We start from the raw sequence: 14665 nt of genomic DNA, 5'->3' as shown, positions 1-14665 counted from the left end.
GTTCTGGATGCTACCGCTAGAAATCTCCCGCGCAAACCATCGGTTGACTCCGTCTTGCGCGCCAACTATGCAGCCGCCCTCTGTCTTCTCTCGGCCTTATTCAGAAGGTGGCGAATGCCGGCGAAGGACCTCGGATCGAAGTTCGTCTGCTACAAGTGCCAGACGAAGTTCTACGACATGAAGAAGCCTGACCCGCTGTGCCCCAAGTGCGGCGCGGACCAGCGGGAAAGCCCTGCTCTCAAGCCCCAGCCCGAGGGACGACGCGGACGCTTGGCCGCCGCCCCGAAGGTCATCGAACCGATTGAACCCGAAGAGCCCGCCGCCGCGAGCGAGGAAGAGGAAGAAGACCTCGACTCGTTCGACGACGACGAGACCGCGACCGCGGAAACCGAAGAAGAAGAAACCTGAGTCGTGGGGTTGTAGGGACTCCCTGGCATTCGCCGGGAGTCCCTGCGCCTCGGTGGTACCCACGAGGCCTTGAAGCGAGGCGCGCCCGTCAAGGGGCGCCGCCAGGGCTCCGTTCAGCGTGACGCTTCGGCTCCGCTCAAGTCCCTGACGCCAGCGACAACTCCATCAGCGCACGGCGGATCTGCTCGTAGAGGCCAGGCCCCATTTCCTGCATCCCCACCGGCCGGACTTCCTTGCGGGTCGGCTCCTGGTGGGTGTGTGCCTGGCTCGTCAGAGTCGTTCGCTTCTTGGCCTGCTGCATGACTCGGCCCCCCTCTCGTGGTGTTGCTCGCCAGTATTGTAGCAATTTTTCCGCCGCAGCGGAAATGAAATCCGGATCACCCACGCCTCGACATGTAGAACGCGCAGCGCCGAAAAACTTCCAGACTCTTTTGCTACAGGCCTGGGCGGGCCAGCTACTTCAGGTCTCCTACCGCCCAGGACTGCTCCACCTCGACGACCTCTCCGGCGCGGACATTCACGGTCTGCTCGGCCTGGGGCAGACGCTCGTGCCAGAGGACGAGGGTGTGGGTGCCCTCGGGGACCTCCAGGCGGAAGCGCCCTTCCGGGCTGGTGGTGGCGTAGTACGAGTGGTCGAAGGTACGCACCACGGCGCGCATCCACGGGTGGATGTCACAGCGGATGGGCACCACGCCCGGCTCCGCGGGGAGCGGCTTGCGGGTCGTCATCCCCTCCAGCGGCATGGCCACGTTGAAGAAGGAGCGGTTGGAGCCGGAGGCGGCGCGCACGTTGTGCACGAGCGGATCAGAGTTTCGCAGCGTCAGGGTGCCGCCTGCCCGGGCGGCCAGGACGGGCGGCTCGTAGACGCACTTCTTCTGGTCCAGCATGGGGTCGGCCGGGAGGCTCGCCGGTGCGGGGAGCCCGGCGCCGGACTTGAGGGAAACCACTGTGTGGGCGAGTGCCCCTTCGGCGCCGACGACGAGGGAGCGGTCCTCCGCCTGCTCGCCGCACACGGACACGACGGTGCCGGTGGTGGGAGACAAGGTGGGGGCCGGGGGAGTGCCCGTGAGGCGAACGCGACCCTCGATGACACCCCACTTCACGTCGGCGGCAGGGCGCGCGGGCGAGGGAGCCGTCGGCGCGGGAGCGACGGGGGCCGAGGGAGGGGGCGTCTCGCGGCAGGCGGAGACGAGCGCGAGGAGGAGCAACGGGCGATGAAAGGTGGCGCGGAGCACGTGCCCGGTCTAACGGGTGCGTGAAGCTCTTTCAAATGGCGAGGAGCAATCCAAGGGCCCAGGGGATGACTCATGGTCCATTTGGGCGTTGGACCCTTATCACCCTTGTTGGTAGAAGAGCGCGCGGCCGTACACGGTGCGGCTCTGTGGGAGGCAGCAACTTTGCGGGAGAAATTGAAGGCGCTGGCGGAGCTTCAGAATGTGGACCTGGAGGTCGCATCGCTCCGGAAGGCCGCGGACGTCCACCCCCGTCAGATTGCCGAGTTGGAGCGGGAGTTGGGTGTAGCTCGCAGCGCCATCGAGGCTGAGCGCGCGCGTGTCACTGACATGGAGCGACAGAAGGCGGAGCGCGAGCAGAACATCACGGACGAGAAGGACAAGGTGAAGAAGTGGGAGGCGCGGCTGAGCGAACAGCGCTCCACCCGCGAGTACTCCGCCCTCGCCCGTGAAATCGATATCGCCAAGAAGGCCAACCTGACGATGGCTGAGGAGCAGGTGGAGCTGATCAAGCAGCTCGGCCTGGCTCGCGAGGCCCTCAAGGGGAAGGAGGCCGACTTCGGAACGAAGCAGCAAGGCCTCTCGGCGCGAATGGCGGAGCTGCGAGGCAAGCTGGGCGAGTCCGAGGCGCAGGTGAAGACGCTTGAGGGCCGTCGCTCGGGTGTCGCGAGCGCCGTCGATTCGAACCTGCTGCGGCGCTACGAGGTCATCCGCAAGAAGAAGCTGCCCGCGCTGGTCGGCGTGGTGGCGGGGACCTGCCAGGGCTGCAACATGAACGTGCCCCCGCAGCTCTACAACAACCTGCGCACCTCGCTGGGCACGGACGTCTGCCCGTCCTGCAACCGCATCATCTACGCGGTGGAAGCCCTCCAGGAAACACCCGCGGCGGCGAAGTAGGCCGCGATGCCCGCACCGTCCCTCGTCGACATCCTCCGCCACATCGCGCGTGAGGAGCCGCTCTCGTCGACGGTGCGCACCTTCCGCGGACTCACGCGGGAGCGACTGGGTCAGCTTCTCGACGAAGCCGCCACCCGTCTGGGCCCTCCCTCGAGGGCCGAGGACGGAGTGACGGCGACCTCGGCTCCCGCATCGACAGCGGTGGAGCCGTCCCCTCCTTCCGAGCCCCTTCCTCGCGTGCGCGTCTATTCGGACGGCGCCGCGAGAGGAAACCCCGGGCCCGCGGGCGCGGGCGCGGTGGTGACGGACCCCGAAGGCCACGTGGTGGCGCGACTGGGCCGCTTCCTCGGGACGCAGACGAACAACTCCGCCGAGTATCAGGGGCTCCTGCTAGGCCTGAAGCACGCGAAGTCGATGGGCGCGCGCGAGGTGGACGTCTACGCCGACAGCGAGCTGCTCATCCGCCAGCTCGGTGGGCAGTACCAGGTGAAGAGCATGACGCTGAGGCCCCTCTTCGAGGAGGCGCGGCGGCTGCTGGGACTTTTCTCCAAGGTGAAGCTCCACCACATCCCCCGCGCGAAGAACGCCGAGGCGGATGAGATGAGCAACCGCGCCATCGACGAGCGGATGTAGTCCCCCGAGCCCCGCGAGCCCCCTGGAGTGGACCGCTGTCCCGAGCCTGTTGTAAGGGACAGGTGCCGGAGTGGTCCGGGTGAACGCCGGCCACCGCAGTCACGGGTGGCGGGAGGAAAGTCCGGGCTCCATAGGGCAGGGTGCTGGCTAACAGCCAGTCGAGGCGACTCGCAGGAAAGTGCCACAGAAAACAGACCGCCTGTTCCCGCAAGGGGGCGGGTAAGGGTGAAACGGTGCGGTAAGAGCGCACCGCGTCTGGGGTGACTCAGACGGCACGGTAAACCCCACCTGGAGCAAGAGCCAATAGGAGCGCGTCCCCGCTGTCCGGGGGACAGGGATTGCCCGTCCCATGCGTTCGGGTTGCTCGCTGATGAGGCCCCTGGGTAACCAGGGCCCTAGATGAATGTTCATCGCCCGTTCCGAAAGGGGCGGGGACAGAACTCGGCTTACAGGGCCACTCCGGCGCTTTTCCTGTGAGCCCACCCATGGACCGTCAACGACGGCTGGCGCTGTCCGCCACCGCGTTGGCCCCATCGGGCGCGTCTCGCTTGGCGGCTCACGCGGCCAGCGACCTGGGCACCTTCATGGGCGGCACCGGCTTCACCACGCCCTGGGTCATCGAGCCGAGGTGCCCCATCCACTGCCGATGCTCCGCCTCGAAGGGCTGGTACTCGAGGTAGACGTCGCCGAAGGCCCCCGCGTCCGGAGTGCTTCGCAGCCAGAGGCGCAGCACGCCGTCGGCACGTATCTCCGCCAGACCGATGGTGCCTTCGGGAACCTCGGTGACTGAGGGAGGCGGTGGTCCTTCCTCCTCGGCGGAGCGTGTCCGGAACGCAGCGAGCTGCTCGCGCACCCGCGCAAGCGCTTCGCTCTGGGACAGATCCCCTCGCGCCTCGAGCTTCCAGAGGAGCTCCGGGAGCACCTGGGACATGAGCACCTCCACCGCCGAGACACTCCACCCGTGGCGACGGGTGCTCGTTCGCAGACACGCGCTCAGCTGTTCCAGTTCGTCCGAGGACTGGAGCGCGTCGGGCCGTGCGAGCCACGTCTCGTAGAACACCTGGAGGAACCACGCCTGCTCGTGCCGGACGACCACCACGGACCTGTTCCAGTCCCACACGGGGCTCAAGCCCACCTGCCACGGGTTCCAGGACCTGAAGCCCGAGTCGCCCAGGAATCGCGACAGCTCGCTCCAACGCCGCGTCGGTTCGGAGAGCGAGTCGACGTGCTCACGACACCGTCGCATGTCGTCGGCCGTGGCCCGAGGGTCGCTTGCCACCAGGAGGCACGCCTTCTCCCGCGCCCCCTGGACGACCGCGGCGCGCAGTGCCGCCAGCGCTCGGCGCTCCGCCTCGAGCCGCTTCTCGGACTCACGACCCGCGAGCCACTCGCCCGCGAAGAAGAACAAGGCAGCCACCGCCGCGCACCCCACGGAGGCGGCCATCGGCAGGCCCCACGTGAGTGGGACTCCTTCCAATCCCCGCTCCGAGAAGACGTACCGCCAACCCACCCAGAGCGAGAGCGGCACGGGCACGATTGCCACGAACAACGTCCCTCGCAGCAGGGCCGCGTGAAGTCGCGTGGCCCGGTGGCGATGCGCTTCCCCACTGAAGCCCAGGGTGACGACGACTCCGAACAGGAGGGCGACGCCCAGCGCCAGCCCCGCCAGAATCCCGAGCACCACCCAGGCCGTGTCCATCACACTCCCACGACTTCAGTGGGCCACGGGGACCTGGGCGATGAGGATGCGGTCCCTTCCGTCGTTTCGCACCGCGTCCCGGTTCGTCAGCGGCAGGCGGGCATCCGTCTTCGGGTCCCACAGGCCCAGCCAGATGTTGAGGGCCTTCGGGTTGGCATCGGCGGGGAGGTAGATGGAGAACTCGTCCTTCACCGTCTCGCCCGGCTTCCACTGTGACGTGGGCAACATGCCGTTGGCCGGCATGTGGTCCAGGTTCATCCGCTCCATGCGCCCGCCGGCGTCCTCGACGTGGACGAAGATGAGGTAGTCGGCGTCCAGGGCCTCGAGCACCTTGAAGTAGACGGTGACCTGGGCCCGCTCCCCGGGCGTCAGCCGCCCGGGTTGCACGGTGGCGGCGACGAGCTCCACCTTGCCGCCCAGGTTTGCGCCATTGCGCACGGACAGGGCTGGTACCTGGGTGACGGTGGCGGCTCGCCGCTGCTCGGGACTCGCACCACCCGGGGCCTCGACGATGCAGGCACTTCCCAGCAGGAGGACCGACGAAAGCATGACGGTGGGGAGCTTGAGGCGCATGGCACGTCGGTTCTACTCGGCCACGGGCGCTGCATCCACCGGCGTGTTGGTGTATGCGGAGCGGCGCACATGAAGACCCCCAATGCCCTCGACGCCCTGACCGCTCAGGTGCCGCCCTCCCCCTCCCCCGCCCCCACTCCGGGCGGGGAGACGACCCAGCCGGGGACGGGAACCCCTCCGTCGGATGGCCTCACCGCGGGCGACGCGGTGGGCATTGGCGGAGCCGCCCTCTTCGCCCTGCTGATGATTCTGGCGGCCAAGAAGCTCTTCTTCCGCAAGCGCGCCCCCGAGCCCGGCAGGAAGCCCGGCGTCCCCGTCCCGGAGCAGAGGCCCGCGCTGCCCGCGGAGCGGCCCGAGCTGCGCGTGGAGCTGCCGCCCTCCGAGAAGGAGGCCGCCCGGCTTCGCGAGGTGGACGAGGCCCACGCCCGCGCCCAGGAGCTGGCCCGTCAGCGAGAGGAGGCCGCCCTCGCCGCCAGGACCACCACCGACTCGGGCGAGCGCGCCCGGCTGGAGGAACAGGCCCGGGTCCTCAAGGAGCGCGAGGAGGAGGAGAAGCGCGCAGAGTACCGCGCGAAGAAGGCCGCCGATGAAGAGGCCCGGGAGCGGCGCAAGCGCGAGCAGGCCGAGGCCCAGCGGCTCGTGGAGGACGAGCGCGCCCGGGAGGCCGCCGTCGTCGAGGAGGCCCGTCGCGCCGAGGAGGCCGCCGCCCGCGCCAAGGTGGACGCAGAGGCCGGCCGTACGCTGGCCCAGGGCCTGGACAAGACGCGGAGCCAGGGCTTCATGGCCCGCCTCAACGGCCTGTTCGGCCAGCAACGGCAGGTGGACGAGTCCGTGCTGGTGGAGCTGGAGGAGATTCTCTTCACGGCGGACATCGGCGTGCGCACGGCCAGCGAGCTGGTGGAGGTGGCGCGCGAGAAGCTCAAGCGCAGCGAGCTGAGTGACTCCCATCGCATCAAGGACCTCATCCGCACGGAGGTCGCCCGCATCGTCGACCTGCCCGTGCCGCGCTCGCTGGAAGGCGGCGGTCCGCCGCACGTCGTCATGGTGGTGGGCGTCAACGGCGCGGGGAAGACGACGACCATCGGCAAGCTCGCCGCGAAGCTCACGGGCGAGGGCAAGAAGGTCATCCTCGCCGCGGGCGACACGTTCCGCGCCGCCGCCACAGAGCAGCTCGACGTGTGGGCCGAGCGCGCGAAGGCGCAGTTGGTGAAGGGCACCGAGGGTGGCGACCCGGGCTCCGTCATCTTCGACGCCATCAAGAAGGCCCAGGCCGAGGGCGCCGACGTCGTCATCGCCGACACGGCGGGCCGGCTGCACACCAAGGCGCCGCTGATGGAGGAGCTGAAGAAGGTCAAGCGCGTCATGGACAAGGCCATGCCCGGCACGCCGCACGAGGTGCTGCTCGTGCTGGACTCCACCAACGGGCAGAACGCCATTCAGCAGGCCAAGCAGTTCCACGAGGCCGTGGGCATCACCGCCATCGCGCTGACGAAGCTGGACGGCACCGCCAAGGGCGGCGTCATCATCGGCATCTGCGACGAGCTGAAGCTGCCCGTCGTATGGGTCGGCGTGGGCGAGAAAATCGCGGACCTGCGCCGCTTCGAGCCGCGCGAGTTCGTCCAGGCGCTCTTCGACTGACGCCCTGCCCTCACTGCCCCAGCAGCGAGGGCAGAATCGACTCGAGCAACTCCTTCGTCTGCGGGTCCAGGTTGTCCACGTCCAACCCGCTTCCGGCGCCCAGCGTGCCCATCACCGCGTCCAGGTTGGGCAGGCCCAGGTCATCATCGCCACGGGCCTCGTTCCACCAGCGCACGCGCAGCCGCTCCAGGGCCTTCGCGTTCCCAGGGCTCGCCTTGGCCAGCTCCTTGGTGAAGCACTCCTTGCACGTCCACTTGAAGCGGTACGTGTCCACGTAGGAACGCAGGCCCTGGAAGAACGCGGTGTCGCCCACCAGCTTGCGTGACGCGTGGTGCAGCAGCGGCGCCTTGCCGTACACCAGCGCCCCGTACTCCGTCTCGTTGTCGAACGCGCTCGTGGGCCGGTCCGCTCGCGCGTCCTCGCCGCCCGCCAGCCGGTACATGTGGTACGGCGACACCAGCAGCTCGCGCCGGAGCGCCTCCGCCGCCGCCTTGCCGTGCTTCCACTCGATGTAGAGAAGCGCGGCGTACTGGGCCAGCGACTCGTCCACCACGGGGGCGTGGATGGGGTCCGAACCCACGAGGCCCGCGAAGTACTGGTGCGCCACCTCGTGCGCGACGGTGAACTCCAGCGTGCGCTCCAGCGAGCCACTCAGTTGTGTCAGGGGCGCGGAACCCGCGGGGCCCAGCATCGCCAGCACTTCCTTCAACTGCTCCACGTCCACCTGGCCGGCCACCAGTTCGAACGGGTCCACCACGCCGCGATACAGCATGCTCGACACGGTGATGAGGCCGGGGAACTCCATGCCTCCCGCCCCGCCGGACAGCGGCGCCTCCACCACCCGGAAGTGCGTGTACGGCAGCGGCCCCAGGCGCTTCTCGAACTCCGCCAGCGCCGACGAGGCGTATTTCAGCACGCGCTCGCCCACCTCCTTGTCCTTCACCGCGTAGTGGCTCTCCACCGTGACGCCGTTCACCGTGGCCGTGGACACCTCGTAGCCCTTGGACACGAGGATGGGGAAGTCGCGCACCGCGCCCGCGGCGAAGGCGAAGCGCACGCGGCCGTCGCGCTCGGGCACCTCGCCCATCGCCACACCCGTGGCATGCACGGACCAGCCCGACGGCACGGTGATGGAGGCCAGCACATGCGCCGGCGCATACAACGCCAGGTCTCCGATGCCCTGCGGCCCCGCCCAGGGCTGGCCCTTGTCGTCCAGCGGCGGAACCTGGGGCACGACGCCGACCAGGCTCATGAAGTCCGCCGTGACAGAAAAGGCCCCGTGGTCGCCCTTCGGCCCCTGCCCTCCACCCCCGAGGAGCGTCGCCGCGGGCTTCTCCCCCTTCGGGGCGACCGCCCGGACGGCCACGTCCAGCACCGCCGCCGCGCCCGGAGGCACCGGGTCCACCAGTCGATAGCGGTACAACGTGGGCTCCGGCTGCTCCAGGACGATGGGCTGGCGCCCCAGCCGCGCATCGGACAGCACCACGCGCTTGCCCCCCTGCGCGTTGGGCGTCACCCGCAGGTACAGCTCCGTCAGCGGCTTGTCGCGGGCCATCACCTCCACCTGCACCCGCCCCTTCGCCTCGCGGGAGACAGGGTCCACCTCCAACTGCACCCGGTAGCGCGGCAGTTCATCCAGCGGCCCCAGCGCCTTCGCCGCGCGCTCCCGCTCGGCGGGCTTGAGGTGCTGGAGGCTCAGCTGCACCTCCGGGGAGACCTCTTCTCCTCGAGCGGGCTGCCCGAGGAGCATGCACCACGACAGCAGGCCAGGCAGGAGCGTCCGCATGCGCGCATGCTAATTGACCCGGGGCACCACGGCTCGTCTAGCCTTCGTGGGCATGCACTCTCGAACGCTTCTCCTGGCCGCTGCCCTCGGGTGGATGGCGTGTGCGCGGAACGTCCCCGCGGCCGCCCCCACCCCCTCTGTTTCCCTGGCCCCCCGCGCCGTCCGCCTCGTGGCCGACACGCCGCCCCAGGAGACGGAGTCCTTCGACAAGGTGCGCGATGACGTGGAGGTCGACACGGACGAAGGCGAGCGCACGCCTCGCGTCGTCACCTTCGGAGAGAGCGCGGTGCTGCGCCGGGATGGCCAGCGGGCCCGTCTTTACGGCGACGCCAAGGGCACGCTCGGCTTCAGCGTGGACAACTTCCTGCTGCTGGAAGTGCTCGACGGCCAGGGCAAGAAGGTGGTGCGGCGCGCCGTCGTGGGCTTCACCGAGAGCGTCCACATGGGCAACGAGCAGGTCGACAACGTGGGCCGCCGCGCCTTCAGCTTCGAGCCCGGCGAGATTGACGTCACCGAGCTGCTGCCGGAGTCCTCGCCCTTCAAGGTCCGCGTCACCGTCCTGGACTCCTGGGGCGTGGGCCGCGTGTCGGACGTCTACCTGGTGCTCACCGCCCCGGAGCAGCGCGCCGTCGAGGATGACTTGCGCGGCGAATGAGGCCCGACAGGCCGCGCTCCCGCCGAAGCAGCGCGGGCGCGGCCTGGAGCACCCAAGCCTAGAAGCGCAGCCCGCCGACCGCGGGCGTCTTGAAGGGACCCGCACCGGCGCCACCAGAGCGTGGGGCTCCGCCCTTCAAGAAGACGCAGTCCTCGGGGCACAGCGTGTTCTTGTCCTGCAGCTTGAGGGTGGGGTCCCGCGTGGCCATCACCGCGCCCACGGTACCGGCGGCGACCACCGCGCCCACTCCCGCCCAGACGTACCAACGCCCGTACCAGGGCTTGCTGGAGCCCTCTACCTCCGCGTCCGGCGAGTCGGTGTCGAACGACAGGGCCGGGTTCGGCTCGTCAGGCATCGACGTCGAGGGGTCCAGCACCGGCGGGGTGCGCGGAGAGTCCCCGGCACGCGCCGTGTTGCTCGCCAGACCCGTGTCCACCGCCGGGCGCATCCGCCCGGTCAGCTCGTAGTTCGTCCCGGCCAGCACGTTGATGTTGTGGACGTGGGACTTGTAGCCCTCGGCGCGGAACTCGATTTCGCGCGAGCCGGGCTTGAGGAGGATGTCGCTCAGCGGCACCGTGCCCACCTCGACGTCGTCCACCAGCACCACGGTGCCGGCCACGTCCGCGAGCGCTCGCGCGAAGCCCATGGTGGCCTCCAGCGCCACCTTGACCTCCGTCTGCGTGCCCTCCTTCACGTCCAGCCGCCGCGTGTATTCCGCGTAGCCCGGCTTGCGGACCACCAGCGTGTGCTCGCCCGGCGTCACCGTCAGTTGCGTGGGAGCCGGCGTGAGCACCCCCACGTCGCGACCATCCAGCGTCAGCCGCGCACCCCGGACGGGGCCGCCGATGAACACCGCCAGCTCCGTCTTCACCGGGGCCAGCGGCGCCAGCAGGCCTTCGTCGGGAGGCGGCAGGTTCTTCTTCTTGCTGCCCCTCGCGGTGGCCGGAGCCTTGGTGCGCGCGGGCTTCTTCGTCACCTTCTCCGCCTTCTTCTTCTTCACCACCTTCGTCTTGCCCGCCTTCGCCTTCGACGACTTCGACGGCGTGAGGGGGGCCAGGAGGTCATCGGCCTGCGCGAGCGCGGAAGACGGGGCCACCAGGGCGGCCACCAGCGAAAAGAGGACGAGGCGTCGAATGCTCATGACGGACCGAAGGTTAGAGAGTCGTCCAAGGGGAATCAAACGAAGTCCCTCCCAACCGTCCATTCAGCCAATATCCGCGCCCCATGCACCGCGCCCTGCCCTCATTGGCCCTCGGCTTCAGTGTCCTCTGTCTCACGGCGTGCCCCGCCAAGGCTCCTCCCACCGTGGAGACACGGCCCCCACCTCCGCCCCCTGTGCGCGTCCCCGCGGGGTGCGAGAGCAGCCAGGCAGGCGAGTACCGCCACGCCGAGAATCCGGCCTTCCGCTACCACGGCGAAGATGATGGCGGGACGCTGTCACTGGCCGTGGTGCGAGCCCGCGCGGACGGCGACGCGGGCACGGAGTCACCCGACTCGAGCACCGCGTCCATCATCCTCGAGCGCACACCCGGAGGTTTCGTGGGCGAGACGCGCGCCACGGGCTTCACCGGCTCGGGAGCACCCTGCCCCGTCGCGTTCCCCACGGAGCTGGTGGCGTGTGACGACGCGGGCCTCACGCTGCGCGCGGTGGCCAGCACGTCCATCGACGAAGGGTGCCGGCCTTCCCGCTCCGGTCCGCCTCCAGTGAGGCTGCGGCAGGTGCTGCTGCGAGACCCGCCGGACGCGGGCCTCTAGGGACACAAGCCACCGCGCCCCGATGCGAAGGGGCGCGGCGCGGGTCACCTTCAGGCGGCGCGGCGGGCCTGCTCCTCGGCGGGATTCACCGCGGGGCTGGCGTCGCTGAGCTTCACGCGGCCGGCGAGCCCCTGCAGCAGGCTGGAGATGCCCACGTAGAGGAAGCCCGCCTGGAACAGGATGATGAAGGGCAGCGACGTGTAGATGCGCGCGTCGATGGCGAACCACAGCGCCCCGGTGAAGTACGCCGCGAACAGCAGCTCCACCACCGGCATCAGCGTCTTGCTGCCGCGGTACGCCTTCTTCACCGCGATGACCTTCTTGCCCTCGGCGCCCGTCTTCGGCGTGCGGGCGAAGCCCGACTGCTGGTTGAGCAGCGCCTCCGCCACGGCCTTGGCGTTGTTGATGGCCAGGCCGATGCCCAGGCTCATCAGGAACGGCAGGTACTTCACCCGCTCCCAGCCCGTCACGCCCCGCTCCCGCTGCGCGGCGACGTAGAAGAAGCACACGCTCGCCGTCGCGGAGATGAAGAAGGGCAGGTCCAGGAACAGCGTGCCGTAGAGGCCGTGCTGGAAGCGCACCACCATGCTGATGGGCATCAGCACCGACAGCAGCACCATCAACAGATAAGCCATGTTGTTGGTGAGGTGGAAGAACGCCTCGCGCTTCACCGCCAGCGGCAGGTCGCTCTTGAGGATGGTGGGGAGCAGCTTCTTCGCCGTCTGGATGGAGCCCTTGGCCCAGCGGTGCTGCTGGCTCTTGAAGGCGTTCATGTCCACCGGGACTTCGGCCGGGGAGATGACCTCCGGGAGGAACACGAACTGCCAGCCCTTGAGCTGAGCGCGGTAGCTCAAGTCCAGGTCCTCGGTCAGCGTGTCGTGCTGCCAGCCACCCGCGTCCGCGATGGTGCCGCGACGCCAGATGCCGGCGGTGCCGTTGAAGTTGAAGAAGCAGCCGGAGCGGTTGCGCGCCGTGTGCTCGATGATGAAGTGGCCGTCCAGGAAGATGCTCTGGGCCTGCGTGAGGATGGAGAACTCACGGTTGAGGTGCCCCCAGCGCACCTGCACCATGCCCACCTTCGCGTCGGAGAAGAACGGCACCGTGCGCAACAGGAAGTCAGGGCTCGGCACGAAGTCCGCGTCGAACACGGCGACGAACTCGCCCCGCGCCGACTTCAGCCCGTGCTCCAGCGCACCCGCCTTGAATCCCTCGCGGTTGACGCGGTGGATGTAGACGATGTCGTGGCCCTTCTGCCGGTGCCGCTCCACGCACGCCCGGGCGATGCCACACGTCTCATCCGTTGAGTCGTCGAGAACCTGGATTTCCAGGAGCTCGCGGGGGTAGTCGATGCGGCACACCGACTCCACCAGACGCTCCACCACATACATCTCGTTGAAGATGGGGAGTTGGATGGTGACGCGTGGAAGCTCCTTCAAAGGGCTCTTGGGCGTCGGCAGCTTGAACTTGTGCCGGTAATACAGGAACGCCATTCGGTACCGGTGCGAGCCGTAAACCGCCAGCACGCACAGGACGCTGAAATAGACGCCCAGGAAGATGATCTCGACGGTGGTCATCAGTGACGCTCAGCCCCTCCCGCGCAGCCCCCGTGGCCCGCGGTCCTTCCTTGCGTGGCGGCATCGGAATCCCGTCTCACGCCGACCGCCGCCTCCTGGGTCCGCTGAGCCCCCGTCCCGTATGTGCCCGAAAAGACAAGGCTTTAACCATCCAGGACTGATCGCGCCGGACAATAGGGAGGCGTCAAGGACGTGTCAAATTATTCCCAGAGTTTGAACGTTCCGTTCAGGTCCGGGGTGACACCTCGCGTTACCGGGGCTTCAAGGAGATCCAAGGGGTTGGCGCCGGGGCTGAGGCGGCGCCAGGGCTCGGACTACCCGGAAGGTCAGCTCACCGCGCGGCGAGGCTCGGAGATGGTGGGAGCGGGGGCGACCACGGGCGCGTCCATGACACCCGCCTCGTCCCGCGTCGCCAGCGCGAGGATGCGCTCGACGAGCTCCGGGAACTCCACGCCCGCATGGGCGGCAATCTTGGACAGCAGGCTGGTGGGGGTGAAGCCGGGCAGCGTGTTGACCTCCAGCACCACATCGTTGTCGGTGTCGGAGCACAAGAGGTCCACTCGGGCGTACCCCCGGCAGCCCAGGGCGCGGTACGCGGAGAGCGCCAGGGCCTCCACATTGGCCACGCGCGTGGCGGACAGGCGGGGCGGCAGGAAGTAGCGCGCGCCGCCCTTGTACTTGGCCTCGAAGTCGAAGCCCTCGCGAGGAGTGCCCACCTCGCAGCTGCCCAGCACCTTGTCGCCGAGGATGCCCACCGTCACCTCGCGGCCCGGAATGAAGCGCTCCACCAGCGCCTCGCCGCCGAAGCGGCACGCCTGGGCCACCGCCGCGACGAGCGACTCCGGCTCGCGGACGATGGAGAGGCCCACCGACGAGCCGCCGCATGCGGGCTTCACGACGCAGGGGAAGCCCAGGTCGCCTTGCAGCTCCAGGGCGCGCGCGGCGGCGTCGCGACCCACGCGATACCCCTGGGGCGTGGGCAGGTTGTGCAGGCGGAAGAGCTTCTTGGCCATGGGCTTGTTCATCGCCAGCGCCGAGGCCAGCACGCCCGAGCCCGTGTACGGCAGCTCCAGCAACTCCAGGAGGCCCTGCACCCGGCCGTCCTCGCCCATGCGCCCGTGCAGCGCGATGAAGGCCACGTCCAGCTCCGCGGCGCGCAGCGCCCTGTCCAGACCCGGCCCCGCGAACACCCGGGTGACCTGATGGCCGCGGGATTCCAGCGCCGCGACCACGGCCTCTCCCGTCTTGAGCGAAATCTCCCGCTCCTCGCCCCACCCGCCCATCAGCACTCCGACGCGCTTGCCCATGTCGATGAAACCTCCTGGGCACACGACAGAGCACGGCGGATGCCAACCCCTCCCGGGAGGGTGGCCCCCCGGCTTCGCCTCGACAGTCCCCGTGGAGACGGGGGTTTGCGTCGGCAGGGGGGCCGCCAGGCGGGCGTGTCCCCGAGGACACGGCGCGGCAACCGGACCACGCGAAGCGAGGGGCTGTAGGAACTACCGCCCCTCGCGGCGGCGACTACGGCCCGGCGTCCACCGGGCCCGCGTCAACCGGACCCGCGTCCGTCTGCCCTGGCGAGCCCGCATCCGAACCGGAGTCCGTCTGCCCTGGCGAGCCCGCATCCGAGCCGGAGTCCGGAACGGCGCTGCTGTCCCGGACGCAGCTGTCGTCCTTGCAGATGAAGCCCTCCAGGCATTGGTTGCGGTCGTCACACGGCTGCCCCTCCTCGTCGAAGTCGACCAGGAGGCTGCACGCGGACAGGCCCAGGGACAGGGCCGCGAAGGGAATGAGGAAACGAAGGGGACGGCGCAT

Annotated in this window: 15 protein-coding genes and 1 other RNA gene; 7 read left to right on the top strand and 9 right to left on the bottom strand. The window is 69.2% G+C overall.

Annotation, left to right across the window (positions count from 1 at the left end):
* Positions 1 to 114 precede the first annotated feature (114 nt).
* Positions 115 to 408 (top strand): FYDLN acid domain-containing protein, encoded by a 294-nt coding sequence (locus tag HUA75_RS02620; RefSeq protein WP_141649469.1) that lies wholly within the window; start codon positions 115 to 117, stop codon positions 406 to 408.
* 136 nt (positions 409 to 544) lie between these two features.
* Here HUA75_RS02620 and HUA75_RS02615 read toward each other — a convergent pair whose 3' ends face one another.
* Both HUA75_RS02615 and HUA75_RS02610 read right to left on the bottom strand, forming a co-directional pair.
* Positions 545 to 709, bottom strand: coding sequence for a hypothetical protein (locus tag HUA75_RS02615; protein WP_174453057.1), 165 nt, complete (start codon positions 707 to 709; stop codon positions 545 to 547).
* A 154-nt stretch (positions 710 to 863) separates the two neighbouring features.
* A complete protein-coding gene (locus tag HUA75_RS02610; protein WP_174485447.1) occupies positions 864 to 1643 on the bottom strand; it encodes a hypothetical protein in 780 nt (259 codons plus the stop codon).
* Between the two features lie 162 nt (positions 1644 to 1805).
* Between HUA75_RS02610 and HUA75_RS02605 the strand changes: the two genes are divergently transcribed.
* The 3 genes from HUA75_RS02605 (at position 1806) to rnpB (ending at position 3635) form a co-directional block, all read left to right on the top strand.
* Positions 1806 to 2537: a zinc ribbon domain-containing protein gene (locus tag HUA75_RS02605; protein WP_141649159.1), complete on the top strand. Its 732-nt coding sequence runs from the start codon at positions 1806 to 1808 to the stop codon at positions 2535 to 2537.
* Between the two features lie 6 nt (positions 2538 to 2543).
* Positions 2544 to 3170 carry a ribonuclease HI family protein gene (locus tag HUA75_RS02600; protein WP_174485446.1) on the top strand — a complete coding sequence of 209 codons (627 nt, stop codon included), beginning with the start codon at positions 2544 to 2546 and terminating at the stop codon, positions 3168 to 3170.
* Between the two features lie 67 nt (positions 3171 to 3237).
* Positions 3238 to 3635: RNase P RNA component class A (gene rnpB, locus HUA75_RS02595), an RNA gene on the top strand.
* Between the two features lie 91 nt (positions 3636 to 3726).
* On the opposite strand, the gene HUA75_RS02590 is transcribed toward rnpB, so the two are convergent.
* Positions 3727 to 4869 (bottom strand): hypothetical protein, encoded by a 1143-nt coding sequence (locus HUA75_RS02590; protein ID WP_174485445.1) that lies wholly within the window; start codon positions 4867 to 4869, stop codon positions 3727 to 3729.
* Between the two features lie 15 nt (positions 4870 to 4884).
* Positions 4885 to 5442: a hypothetical protein gene (locus tag HUA75_RS02585; protein ID WP_141649162.1), complete on the bottom strand. Its 558-nt coding sequence runs from the start codon at positions 5440 to 5442 to the stop codon at positions 4885 to 4887.
* A 69-nt stretch (positions 5443 to 5511) separates the two neighbouring features.
* Between HUA75_RS02585 and ftsY the strand changes: the two genes are divergently transcribed.
* Complete coding sequence (gene ftsY, locus HUA75_RS02580; RefSeq protein WP_174461549.1) at positions 5512 to 7080, top strand: signal recognition particle-docking protein FtsY; 1569 nt, start codon at positions 5512 to 5514, stop codon at positions 7078 to 7080.
* A 10-nt stretch (positions 7081 to 7090) separates the two neighbouring features.
* Here the strand turns inward: ftsY and HUA75_RS02575 are convergent, their stop codons facing one another.
* Positions 7091 to 8866 carry a M1 family aminopeptidase gene (locus HUA75_RS02575; protein WP_141649163.1) on the bottom strand — a complete coding sequence of 592 codons (1776 nt, stop codon included), beginning with the start codon at positions 8864 to 8866 and terminating at the stop codon, positions 7091 to 7093.
* A gap of 52 nt (positions 8867 to 8918) precedes the next feature.
* Here HUA75_RS02575 and HUA75_RS02570 point away from each other — a divergent pair, with 52 nt between their 5' ends.
* Positions 8919 to 9521, top strand: coding sequence for a hypothetical protein (locus HUA75_RS02570; RefSeq protein ID WP_174453047.1), 603 nt, complete (start codon positions 8919 to 8921; stop codon positions 9519 to 9521).
* 58 nt (positions 9522 to 9579) lie between these two features.
* Here HUA75_RS02570 and HUA75_RS02565 read toward each other — a convergent pair whose 3' ends face one another.
* On the bottom strand, positions 9580 to 10662 hold the full coding sequence (locus tag HUA75_RS02565) for a PEGA domain-containing protein (protein WP_174485444.1): 1083 nt from the start codon (positions 10660 to 10662) through the stop codon (positions 9580 to 9582).
* Between the two features lie 83 nt (positions 10663 to 10745).
* Here HUA75_RS02565 and HUA75_RS02560 point away from each other — a divergent pair, with 83 nt between their 5' ends.
* Positions 10746 to 11276, top strand: coding sequence for a hypothetical protein (locus HUA75_RS02560; protein WP_141649245.1), 531 nt, complete (start codon positions 10746 to 10748; stop codon positions 11274 to 11276).
* A gap of 50 nt (positions 11277 to 11326) precedes the next feature.
* On the opposite strand, the gene HUA75_RS02555 is transcribed toward HUA75_RS02560, so the two are convergent.
* The 3 genes from HUA75_RS02555 to HUA75_RS02545 all read right to left on the bottom strand — a co-directional run bounded on the left by HUA75_RS02555 (position 11327) and on the right by HUA75_RS02545 (position 14665).
* Positions 11327 to 12850, bottom strand: coding sequence for a cellulose synthase family protein (locus HUA75_RS02555; RefSeq protein WP_141649246.1), 1524 nt, complete (start codon positions 12848 to 12850; stop codon positions 11327 to 11329).
* 326 nt (positions 12851 to 13176) lie between these two features.
* Positions 13177 to 14157 carry a D-alanine--D-alanine ligase gene (locus HUA75_RS02550; protein ID WP_174485443.1) on the bottom strand — a complete coding sequence of 327 codons (981 nt, stop codon included), beginning with the start codon at positions 14155 to 14157 and terminating at the stop codon, positions 13177 to 13179.
* A gap of 214 nt (positions 14158 to 14371) precedes the next feature.
* The gene (locus tag HUA75_RS02545; RefSeq protein ID WP_141649248.1) at positions 14372 to 14665 is read right to left on the bottom strand and encodes a hypothetical protein; all 294 of its coding nucleotides are present in this window, start codon (positions 14663 to 14665) and stop codon (positions 14372 to 14374) included.

The sequence above is a fragment of the Myxococcus sp. CA040A genome (assembly GCF_013336725.1).
Classification (GTDB): domain Bacteria; phylum Myxococcota; class Myxococcia; order Myxococcales; family Myxococcaceae; genus Myxococcus; species Myxococcus llanfairpwllgwyngyllgogerychwyrndrobwllllantysiliogogogochensis.
The sequence above is the reverse complement of the archived record's forward strand: the minus strand, read 5'-3'. Positions and strand labels throughout refer to the sequence as shown.

Bases quoted from the DNA above. Each gene is read 5' to 3' on its own strand.
- HUA75_RS02575 (WP_141649163.1), bottom strand. From the start codon at position 8,866: ATGCGGACGCTCCTGCCTGGCCTGCTGTCGTGGTGCATGCTCCTCGGG.
- HUA75_RS02555 (WP_141649246.1), bottom strand. From the start codon at position 12,850: ATGACCACCGTCGAGATCATCTTCCTGGGCGTCTATTTCAGCGTCCTG.
- HUA75_RS02545 (WP_141649248.1), bottom strand. From the start codon at position 14,665: ATGCGCCGTCCCCTTCGTTTCCTCATTCCCTTCGCGGCCCTGTCCCTG.
- HUA75_RS02590 (WP_174485445.1), bottom strand. From the start codon at position 4,869: ATGGACACGGCCTGGGTGGTGCTCGGGATTCTGGCGGGGCTGGCGCTG.
- HUA75_RS02585 (WP_141649162.1), bottom strand. From the start codon at position 5,442: ATGCGCCTCAAGCTCCCCACCGTCATGCTTTCGTCGGTCCTCCTGCTG.
- HUA75_RS02615 (WP_174453057.1), bottom strand. From the start codon at position 709: ATGCAGCAGGCCAAGAAGCGAACGACTCTGACGAGCCAGGCACACACC.
- HUA75_RS02560 (WP_141649245.1), top strand. From the start codon at position 10,746: ATGCACCGCGCCCTGCCCTCATTGGCCCTCGGCTTCAGTGTCCTCTGT.
- HUA75_RS02570 (WP_174453047.1), top strand. From the start codon at position 8,919: ATGCACTCTCGAACGCTTCTCCTGGCCGCTGCCCTCGGGTGGATGGCG.
- ftsY (WP_174461549.1), top strand. From the start codon at position 5,512: ATGAAGACCCCCAATGCCCTCGACGCCCTGACCGCTCAGGTGCCGCCC.
- HUA75_RS02620 (WP_141649469.1), top strand. From the start codon at position 115: ATGCCGGCGAAGGACCTCGGATCGAAGTTCGTCTGCTACAAGTGCCAG.
- HUA75_RS02565 (WP_174485444.1), bottom strand. From the start codon at position 10,662: ATGAGCATTCGACGCCTCGTCCTCTTTTCGCTGGTGGCCGCCCTGGTG.
- HUA75_RS02600 (WP_174485446.1), top strand. From the start codon at position 2,544: ATGCCCGCACCGTCCCTCGTCGACATCCTCCGCCACATCGCGCGTGAG.
- HUA75_RS02550 (WP_174485443.1), bottom strand. From the start codon at position 14,157: ATGGGCAAGCGCGTCGGAGTGCTGATGGGCGGGTGGGGCGAGGAGCGG.